Source organism: Legionella wadsworthii DSM 21896 = ATCC 33877 (assembly GCF_000701265.1).
GTDB classification, from domain to species: Bacteria; Pseudomonadota; Gammaproteobacteria; order Legionellales; family Legionellaceae; genus Legionella; species Legionella wadsworthii.
Window position 1 is genome coordinate 35,659 of the sequence record NZ_KL370758.1, and the last position, 8,491, is coordinate 44,149.

Below are 8,491 nucleotides of genomic sequence, written 5' to 3' on the forward strand. Positions count from 1 at the left end.
GTGCACCTATTCGTATTTTTTTAATAATGCAATAATTTCATTTAACTTTTGGTCACGCATCGCCTCATCACTTAATGTGGCAATATGACCAAGACACCCCTTAATGTGCGTATCTAAGACACTCAATTCAATGGTTTTTAATGCACTACGCGCCGCACGAATTTGCGTCAAAATGTCAATACAATAGCGCTTGTCTTCAATCATGCGTTTAATGCCTTCAAGTTGGCCAATTGCTCGATTTAAGCGATGCAACTCTTTTTCGTGGGTTGAGTGATCAATCATTATGTCCTCCTATACCCCTATAGGTATATACCCTAAATAGGTATAAGTCAACGTTTCACCCCAAATTATTTAAACACATTAATTCTTTAGCTTGTGTATTCAACTCGGAGCCAAATCCAATCAAGTAGTAGGTATTGTTGGAGGAGAATTGAAGATAAAAATAGAGGCTTCTTCTCAATATGGAATTAGTGCTAAATCTCGCCTCTTTATTTAAAGTTAAAGGTCAAATCAAAATAAAACGAGGCCTTAAGTCTCGGCATAAGATCATTGAAGTCATTGGTTGTGGTGTTGATGCGATTTAGTTAATAGTTGATTGATAACTGATACTTATTTTTATGGTTTCTTATTTATCTGATTGAATGGTGTAGCTTTTTAGGCTATGATTGAAGCTTGATTGGCTTCAATATAAAAATCATGTTTGATACTTCAATATTATTTTCTGAATATCGTCGACGTGTGCTAGCGCTTTTATTGCTTCATCCTGATGAGCGTTATCATGTCCGAGAGATTGCACGGTTAACGAATACCACTGCAGGTACACTTCATCGAGAACTATCTAAACTTGCTCAATCTAAAGTACTTCTACGCGAGCAGAGTGGTAATCAAGTTTACTATCAAGCAAATCGAAATTTTCCTATTTATATGGAGCTTGCTAGCATTTTAAAGAAAACGTCTGGTTTGGTGGATGTGTTGTTTGATTTTTTAACACCATTAGCTGAAAAAATTGAAGTGGCTTTTGTTTTTGGTTCTGTGGCCAAAGGAACAGAAAACCTAGGAAGTGATATTGATGTGCTTATTATTGGTGAGATTGATTTTACAGAAGTAGTTGCGGCTCTTTATGCTGCTCAAGCTAGTTTAGGGCGAGAAATTAACCCCAAAATATATTCCAGAGAACAATGGAATACATCTTTACAAAAACAAGACCTTTTCATTCAGGAGATTTTAAATAATCCCAAATTATTTATTATGGGAGCTCTGCATGATCTTGAATAACTTAATTGGTATCAGTTTGGAAAAAATACCGTCTCATCCAGATACAATAAAACGACTTTTGCATGCTGCTGAACGTAATATTGTAGATTCAAAAATTGACTTAGTCAGCGCGGAGAATCGCTTTGATGCTGCCTATAAAGCAATTATGCAAATAGCAAATGCAGCACTTCAATCTCATGGATATCGAACCTTGACCTCTAAACCAGGACATCATCAAACAATGATCCAGTTATTGCCCCAGACTTTAGGTATTGATAAAAAAACAGTAATTATATTGGATGCTATGCGTAAACAACGCAATATTGTGGATTATTCTGGCGATATTATTCCTGAGAGTGCAGTAATAACTTGTATTGTTCAAGCAGAAGCATTATTAAAACATTTTAAAAAATGGCTGAGTGTTAATGATGGAACACAACCGTGATATCAAGCAACAACTCAATGAATGTCTTGATGTACTAACAAAGATCTTAGGTGCAGATCTTTTGGGTATTTATCTTTATGGATCTTTTCTTTAGTTGGTTTGCAAAAATACGGTGACATTGATTTATTTGTTGTAACAAATCGTGCCACAACCTCAAAAGAAAAGATTGAGTAACTACCCCATCTTCTCCAAATATCAGGCATTTACATGAAAAGTACGAAGCCAGCTATAGAAATGACTCTTGTGGAAAGGATGGCAATCAATCCTTGGCATTATCCACCTCTTTTTGATTTTCAATACGGTGAATGGCTTCGCCCATCATTAGAATGGGAAATTTTGAACCATGATCTGATCGTGAAATGCTAGATCTTGCGCTGATTATCATTCAGGTCTTATTGAAGAGTCATACATTGATGGGGGAAAGCCCTGAGCAACTATTAGCCTCTGTCCCATATAGCGACTTTACAAAAGCGATGCTTCATGATCTTGAGAGACTTTCAGCTGAACTTGAACAGGACACTCGAAATGTATTACTAACCTATGCACGGATTCGGAGTACGTTAGATCCTTGTGCCTTAATAAAGTTAGCATAGATAGCAAGGCCAGAGACTAATATTTCTGTCATTAGTGTTATTTCAATAAGGTGCATTCAGTCATTCTGCTACATTGCTACATGACCATTAAATCACTGGAACATTTTAGATGAAATTGTGCATTAAATCATAGATTAATGTGGGTTTTGCTATTTTAAATTAGATCAATAATTTGTAGCAAAATGTGTGCTACTATCTTGCTGCATCATGCTACACTTCGAATATCGAAAAACACATCCTGAAATAGACAAAAGAGGATATCTTCAGTTGTGGCTTGGGTTGCCTGAAGTTACTCATTTTTGTACACCACCATTTTTTGATAAGAGTTCCTTATTTATAATTATTTTGTATAAATAAGGAAAATTGTAAAAAAATGAAATTGCGCGAGCATTTTATTTGGGACTGCAAAATGTAGCAAGAAGTAGCGGTTGTGTAGCGTTATTATTGCTACATTTTTGCTGGCATTTTGATACAGAGATAGTGCTACAATTCTTTTGCACACACTCTTATCAAGGCAATACAGATTACTAACCAAGAAAGTGTAGCAAATGTAGCGATATAATTCGTTACGTAAATTGTGGCTGTAATCGGGGTTTGAACGATGCTAAAATCACAAAAATTCAGCCTTCTTAAATAATTTCTATGATCAATCATCATATAGAAAAAGAAAAATATGAGCCTACTTTAGATCGAGTGGTTTATTCAAATTCATTAACTTTAACTACTTATGACTTAATTGAATCTCCTATTTTTATCAAAGATAAATTGGGCCGTTATCTTTGGGCAAATGCTTTTTTCATCAGTCGTTCAGCGGGCTATGGTTCTCTTGGAGACATCACTAATAAAACTGATACTGATTTTTCTTGGCATGAGTATGCTACACAACTACGTAACAATGATAGGTCGGTGATAGAAGCCAGGCGGAGCCAAAGCCATTATGAGCAAATTATTCGACACGATGGAACTTACGTTAATATCCTCACTAAAAAATCTCCTCTTGTTGATAGTTCTAGCGAATTAATAGGATTAATCGGATTTAGTATTGCATTACCACAATCGCATGGTATTGCTGCTTTAAGTGCTCGCGAAAGAGAATGCCTTTATTATTTATCCAAAGGATTTACTGATAAAAAAATTGCGAAACAATTAATTATTTCACCTCGAACAGTAGAAACTCATCTTGGTAATGCGAAACACAAACTAGGGGTCAGAACCAGAGCAGAATTAATAGCGACTTTTTCCCGCGTCTATCCGTCATTTTCCGGATAGAAACTCATAAACCTTAATGTTTATACTGCCACTGAATTAACAGGAGTATAACAATGCGATTAAAAACATTTAAAAATCAACGTGACTCAATTCTTGAATTGACGCTTTTGCCTAATAATCAGCTTGAGGGCTATTTTACAACAGCAGTAGCATCCAAAGAATGTCAACAAATTATTGGCCAGAGAAAACCTATTACTGGACTATGGACAGGGAATGCACTGACATTTAGTGTTGTTTATGAGCAATGTGGTTCGATATATAGTGTGGTTGGTAATTTTGATCAAGAAAAAAATCACATCGATGTGATTGGATTAATCAATCATCAATCAGATGATGCGACAGGAAAAGATTGCGGTTCTCGCTATATTACTCATGATTCTTATAACAGCATAAATTAACTATTGGATAAAAGAATTAATAAAAAACTTCAATTATTGGGCAGGAAATTATCTAATTTAGTATAATCTCCTGCTAGAATAGAGCCATTAATAAATTTTTTTCTCATTCTTCTTTGAATATGGCTGCACTTCTCAATGTTGTTTATAACATCTCAAAACGGAAAACCTGATAAGAAGGTGATTCATATGGATGAGCCTTCTTTAAGGCTGCAACAGCAGCTTTGATTTGCTCTTCGGTACAGATAATTTCTACTTTATATTCAGGTACTCTCTCAAGCTGATTGATTTCTCCAATAAAAGCATGGCTGTCAGGTAATGGCATAAATTGCCCCTCACCCAATGTTTGCCAAGCACAATGTTGATAACGATCAACACTTCCTGCCCCTGTATCAAAAATAGCATTTTTAACAAGTTCTAAATGTGTTTCTGGAACACAAAAACAAAGCATGTACATGATATCACCTATGGGGAAATTAATTCTGTTCTCCAAGAGCCCTCTATCTTCGTATAACGAATCACTTCAGAAAAAGAAATAGAGCCGACCGTGTAGAAAATCCATGTTTTGGGGATAAAGCGAAAGCCGAAATAATACTCACTCATAGGGATAGGAAGGCTTGCAAATTGATCGCTCAATTCTTTTTTCCTAGTTTCCAATTGGTTTAGATCTTTAATAATAAGGCCGGAAGTAGGAGCATAAGCAGAGAATCTCAATTGACGTTCACGAGGAAGAGTTTTCCAAAAAGCCTCATTTTCTTCTTGGGAAATGGGTATTGCTGTTCCTTCTAAGATAACTTGTCGGCTCTGCATCGGAAATAAAAAATTTAAACAGGATTTAGGGTTATTTAATAATTCAGCGACCTTGCGTGTTTTTTGTTGCGTAAAAAATAAAAGACCCTCTGTTTCAATTTCGCGAATGGCTACCACTCGACTATGAGGTTCGCCAGAGCTGCTACAAGTGCTTAAAACAGCACAGGAAGGATCCTCAATCCCTCGTTCTTTTTCCTTGTTCAACCATTCTTTTAGCATATTAAAGGGCACAAATTTCTCCTGTTAATTGATGTACTACGGATAATGTATCAAGTTGAACTTACACTTTGAATGCGCGAGGGTTCACTTCCACCATCGTTTTTGAACCTGATTTTACAATGCGTATTTGATTGTGCTCCACTAATAATTCAACCGCTTGGTCGCGTTTTATTTTATCTCGAAGTGGGCTTAATTGTTGAATGGTTCGTAACGTTGTTGAGCTAATATTTTTTTCAATAAACCAGTCCATTAGTTTGAGTGCATCGGAAAATTGCAAAGAAACGGTTTCAGTAGGCATAATTCGTCGTGCTTCTTGCAAATGCCAATTAATTATTTCAATGGCATTTTCGGTATGCTCTACACTAATATCCCCATAGCGTCCTTCAAAGAGATGAAAGAGTGCTGCAAGGCGCGCTGTATTTTCAGCCGCTTTTGATGCGAAATCAACGACATCGACCCACTGGCCTTGAGGTTTTAACCCAGTTTCCACCGCATTAAAAAATAAAATCCATTGTTGTTTTGCTGCAACACTCATTTTCAACAATGGAAGTTGAATACAACCTTGATGGCTTAATTGTTCTGACTGGTTTAAGCAGGCAGTGACTCGTTGCTCATAATGGGTTAGAGAATGTAAAGAAGCAGGCGGCTCTTGGTAAAATCGATTTCCCATACTGTTGGCAGGATAAGCCATAAGGCAACGAGCTAAAAAACCGCTTTGTCGACTAATACCCGATGCTTGCTTGGTAAGTTGTTGTAAGATAAGCGGTTGCATCATCAAGTTAAGTGTTAAACGCCGATTTTCAATGGTAAATCCTTGCGTTGTTTTACGATGTGCCGTGAACGTCTTACCGTCCCACAAACGATTAAGCAAAGCTACAAAACGAGTCGGATTGCCTTGCATGCTATGGCTACCTAAGATGATGCCCGCCTCATCAGACCAAAGGGAAGCGGAAGGCCAACCTTGGGCCAAATGAATGGCCAGTGCTTCTTGGGTAGCATCTTCAAAATAAAGAGTGGGTTGTAAAGGAATTTCCGGTTCTTGATGAATTAATTCATCAAGCATTTCTTTGGCATAATCCGAGTTCTCTCCCGTATGGGCTGCACGTTTGATTTGGGAGAATAAACTGTCTTTTTCCATTTGCCATACTTGATGTTGCGTTAGCGCTGACAACACTTCAGGTTCACGCTTTTTACGAATAAGTGTTTCCCAGTGACGTGCCGCTTTCGAAAAAATATTATCTGCAGCAGTTTTTCGAGTGCCAGAGCCGCTGGCAATTAAAAAATAAAGTGATACTGGACTAATTAAATAGTTGTCTCGCGCTACATTAGCAAGCGATTGGCATGATAAAGACATATTAGCCAAGGCGCTGCATGCAATCAAAGGCAGGGGTTGCTGTCCATATTGTTGATAGTCTACTACGGCATTTCTAACAATTGAGGGAAGTGCCTCAACTGGATAAGGGCAGTCAGGGGCTAAGATTAGAGAAAGTGAAATAGGTTGTCCCCATTTGATGCTTTGATGTGGATTATTTTTGATCTCTAATTCATTTTGTTCAATAGTCATTGTTTTAGAGGGTGAAGTTTTGGTTTCCAATTTTACCAGTAGCCTCAGTATGATGTAAAATGAGCGGGCTGAAACATAATAAATCGCAATATTACTGTTAATAATTTTATTCATTACTCTCTATTCGCTAAAACCAATTTTATTGAATCTGAGAACATGGGGTCACAAGCTTAGGGGTGCTGATAGAGGCTCTTTGTAAATACAACATAATGAATTTACTTTTTTGCGATTCTGTAAGCATTCTTCTGACAGAGGTTCGACCAATCCCCAATTTCCTAGCAATCTCTGATTGGCTTAATCCACTTTTAAATAAAGCAATCACTTCTTGTTCGTATTTTTTTGTGTAGTTGCAAGCCTTCCATGGGACTTACCTTTACTTCTAGCATGAGCAATTCCTGTTGCTGTAGTAAGATCAAGTGCTTCAGTTAAAGATATAAATCCCACACCTAAACCATTAAGCTCATGAAGTGTATGAAAAAGATCATTTTTGTAAGTCTTATATTTATTTGGCAGAAAAATTCAAACTTTATATGACCGGTTGACTAAATTATATATTTCTACTATTCTAGAATTATGGACATAAAAAATTCACTAAAAATATTTGATACTCTTTCTCAAGAAACTCGCTTACAAGTTTTTCGATTACTTGTTCAAGCAGGACCAGAAGGATTATCCGCAGGCGCAATTGGCGATGAGTTAGGTATTTTACACAATACCCTATCATTTCATTTAAGCCATTTGTCTAATGCCGGAATTGTCACGTCCTATCGTCAAGGCCGTTATGTATTTTATTCTGCAAATTTTGAGTTAATGCGCGATTTTATCGCTTTTATGGTTCAAGATTGCTGCAGTAAACAACAAATTCAAATTCAACAACCTGACCCTAAAGATTGTCTGGTTATTGAATTAACTGATTGCTGTAGTTCTAAGAAGGAGTAAGTTATGAAACGTTTTCATATTCATATTAGCGTTGACAACCTTGCTGATAGTATCCGTTTCTACAATGCTTTATTTGGAGCAGATCCAGTAAAAGTTAAATCCGATTATGCCAAGTGGATGCTGGAAGATCCGCGTATTAATTTTGCCATTTCAACTCGTGCAGGAAAACATGGTGTGGAACACTTAGGCATGCAAGTGGATGACGCCACTGAATTAGAAGCACTGAGAAACCAATTTTCTCAAGCTAATATTTCAACCCATAGCAATGGTGAAACAACCTGTTGCTATGCCAAATCAGAAAAATCATGGGTGAGTGACCCTACCGGGATCGCATGGGAAGCGTATCATACTATGGAAGATGCTCAGTTTTTTTCTGGAGACATGGCAACAGAAAGTTCTTGTTGTAGTATGCCGGAAAAAAACCCATCAACCTCTTGCTGTGATACACAGTCAAAAACAACTGGATGTTGTGGTTGATGAATGCTGAGCCAATTAAGTTATTATTTCTTTGCACGGGGAACTCTTGTCGGTCCATTATGGCTGAGGCAATAACTAATCATTACTCGAATGGTCGCTATCTGGCTTTTAGTGCAGGTAGCGCTCCGACTGGAAACGTACATCCGATTGCAATTGAAACCCTTACGCGCCATGGTATCAAACCCAATATTCTTCGCAGCAAATCCTGGAATGAATTTAAAGCAAAATCTATTGATTTAGTCATCACAGTCTGTGACCAGGCAGCTAGTGAAAGCTGTCCAATTTTCCAGGGTCAACCAAAGAAACTCCATTGGAGTATCCCTGATCCTGCCAAAATAGAAGGCTCAGAAATGGAAATCAATACAGCATTTGAAGCGATATTTAATCAACTGAAACAACGAATAGAAAAGGAGCTGCTGTCATGACCACTTGCAGCACCCGTCGCCTTTCTTTTTTAGATAGATATTTAACGTTATGGATTTTCCTGACAATGGCTATTGGCGTTGTTATCGGTTCACTCTTTACA

15 protein-coding genes are annotated in these 8,491 nt (G+C 37.3%); 10 read left to right on the plus strand and 5 right to left on the minus strand.

Annotation, left to right across the window (positions count from 1 at the left end; translation table 11 throughout):
- Positions 1 to 6: 6 nt before the first annotated feature.
- On the minus strand, positions 7 to 282 hold the full coding sequence (locus BU07_RS0105915; protein ID WP_084157803.1) for a metal-sensitive transcriptional regulator: 276 nt from the start codon (positions 280 to 282) through the stop codon (positions 7 to 9).
- A 179-nt stretch (positions 283 to 461) separates the two neighbouring features.
- Here BU07_RS0105915 and BU07_RS17795 point away from each other — a divergent pair, with 179 nt between their 5' ends.
- The 7 genes from BU07_RS17795 to BU07_RS16960 all read left to right on the plus strand — a co-directional run bounded on the left by BU07_RS17795 (position 462) and on the right by BU07_RS16960 (position 3,959).
- The gene (locus BU07_RS17795; protein WP_278030607.1) at positions 462 to 584 is read left to right on the plus strand and encodes a hypothetical protein; all 123 of its coding nucleotides are present in this window, start codon (positions 462 to 464) and stop codon (positions 582 to 584) included.
- 112 nt (positions 585 to 696) lie between these two features.
- Entirely contained in the window at positions 697 to 1,275 is a 579-nt protein-coding gene (locus tag BU07_RS0105925; protein ID WP_031564202.1) for a nucleotidyltransferase domain-containing protein, read from the plus strand.
- A complete protein-coding gene (locus BU07_RS0105930; protein ID WP_031564205.1) occupies positions 1,262 to 1,699 on the plus strand; it encodes a DNA-binding protein in 438 nt (145 codons plus the stop codon). Before BU07_RS0105925 ends, BU07_RS0105930 begins: the two co-directional genes overlap by 14 nt.
- A 207-nt stretch (positions 1,700 to 1,906) precedes the next feature.
- The gene (locus BU07_RS17695; RefSeq protein WP_242601922.1) at positions 1,907 to 2,065 is read left to right on the plus strand and encodes a hypothetical protein; all 159 of its coding nucleotides are present in this window, start codon (positions 1,907 to 1,909) and stop codon (positions 2,063 to 2,065) included.
- Positions 2,059 to 2,292, plus strand: coding sequence for an aminoglycoside adenylyltransferase domain-containing protein (locus BU07_RS17700; protein WP_242601921.1), 234 nt, complete (start codon positions 2,059 to 2,061; stop codon positions 2,290 to 2,292). Before BU07_RS17695 ends, BU07_RS17700 begins: the two co-directional genes overlap by 7 nt.
- Before the next feature lie 642 nt (positions 2,293 to 2,934).
- Positions 2,935 to 3,561: a PAS and helix-turn-helix domain-containing protein gene (locus tag BU07_RS0105940; RefSeq protein ID WP_031564207.1), complete on the plus strand. Its 627-nt coding sequence runs from the start codon at positions 2,935 to 2,937 to the stop codon at positions 3,559 to 3,561.
- 53 nt (positions 3,562 to 3,614) lie between these two features.
- Positions 3,615 to 3,959, plus strand: a complete 345-nt coding sequence (locus tag BU07_RS16960) for an avidin/streptavidin family protein (protein WP_031564208.1) — start codon at positions 3,615 to 3,617, stop codon at positions 3,957 to 3,959.
- A gap of 142 nt (positions 3,960 to 4,101) precedes the next feature.
- Here BU07_RS16960 and BU07_RS0105950 read toward each other — a convergent pair whose 3' ends face one another.
- From BU07_RS0105950 to BU07_RS17880, 4 genes are read right to left on the minus strand one after another with little or no spacing between them, the layout of a single operon-like run.
- The gene (locus BU07_RS0105950; protein ID WP_031564210.1) at positions 4,102 to 4,413 is read right to left on the minus strand and encodes a YqfO family protein; all 312 of its coding nucleotides are present in this window, start codon (positions 4,411 to 4,413) and stop codon (positions 4,102 to 4,104) included.
- Between the two features lie 8 nt (positions 4,414 to 4,421).
- The gene (locus BU07_RS0105955; protein ID WP_031564212.1) at positions 4,422 to 4,997 is read right to left on the minus strand and encodes a pyridoxine/pyridoxamine 5'-phosphate oxidase; all 576 of its coding nucleotides are present in this window, start codon (positions 4,995 to 4,997) and stop codon (positions 4,422 to 4,424) included.
- A gap of 49 nt (positions 4,998 to 5,046) precedes the next feature.
- Entirely contained in the window at positions 5,047 to 6,663 is a 1,617-nt protein-coding gene (locus BU07_RS0105960; protein ID WP_242601920.1) for a YfjI family protein, read from the minus strand.
- A 25-nt stretch (positions 6,664 to 6,688) separates the two neighbouring features.
- On the minus strand, positions 6,689 to 6,871 hold the full coding sequence (locus BU07_RS17880) for a helix-turn-helix domain-containing protein (RefSeq protein WP_031564216.1): 183 nt from the start codon (positions 6,869 to 6,871) through the stop codon (positions 6,689 to 6,691).
- A gap of 251 nt (positions 6,872 to 7,122) precedes the next feature.
- Here BU07_RS17880 and BU07_RS0105975 point away from each other — a divergent pair, with 251 nt between their 5' ends.
- Genes BU07_RS0105975 through BU07_RS0105985 form a run of 3 tightly spaced genes read left to right on the plus strand, consistent with a single transcriptional unit; the run spans position 7,123 to position 8,390 of the window.
- Complete coding sequence (locus BU07_RS0105975) at positions 7,123 to 7,488, plus strand: ArsR/SmtB family transcription factor (RefSeq protein WP_031564218.1); 366 nt, start codon at positions 7,123 to 7,125, stop codon at positions 7,486 to 7,488.
- Positions 7,489 to 7,491: 3 nt separating this feature from the next.
- Positions 7,492 to 7,965: an ArsI/CadI family heavy metal resistance metalloenzyme gene (locus BU07_RS0105980; RefSeq protein ID WP_019235343.1), complete on the plus strand. Its 474-nt coding sequence runs from the start codon at positions 7,492 to 7,494 to the stop codon at positions 7,963 to 7,965.
- Positions 7,965 to 8,390, plus strand: coding sequence for an arsenate reductase ArsC (locus BU07_RS0105985; protein WP_031564220.1), 426 nt, complete (start codon positions 7,965 to 7,967; stop codon positions 8,388 to 8,390). The genes BU07_RS0105980 and BU07_RS0105985 overlap by 1 nt, the downstream gene beginning before the upstream one ends.
- Positions 8,391 to 8,491: the final 101 nt, after the last annotated feature.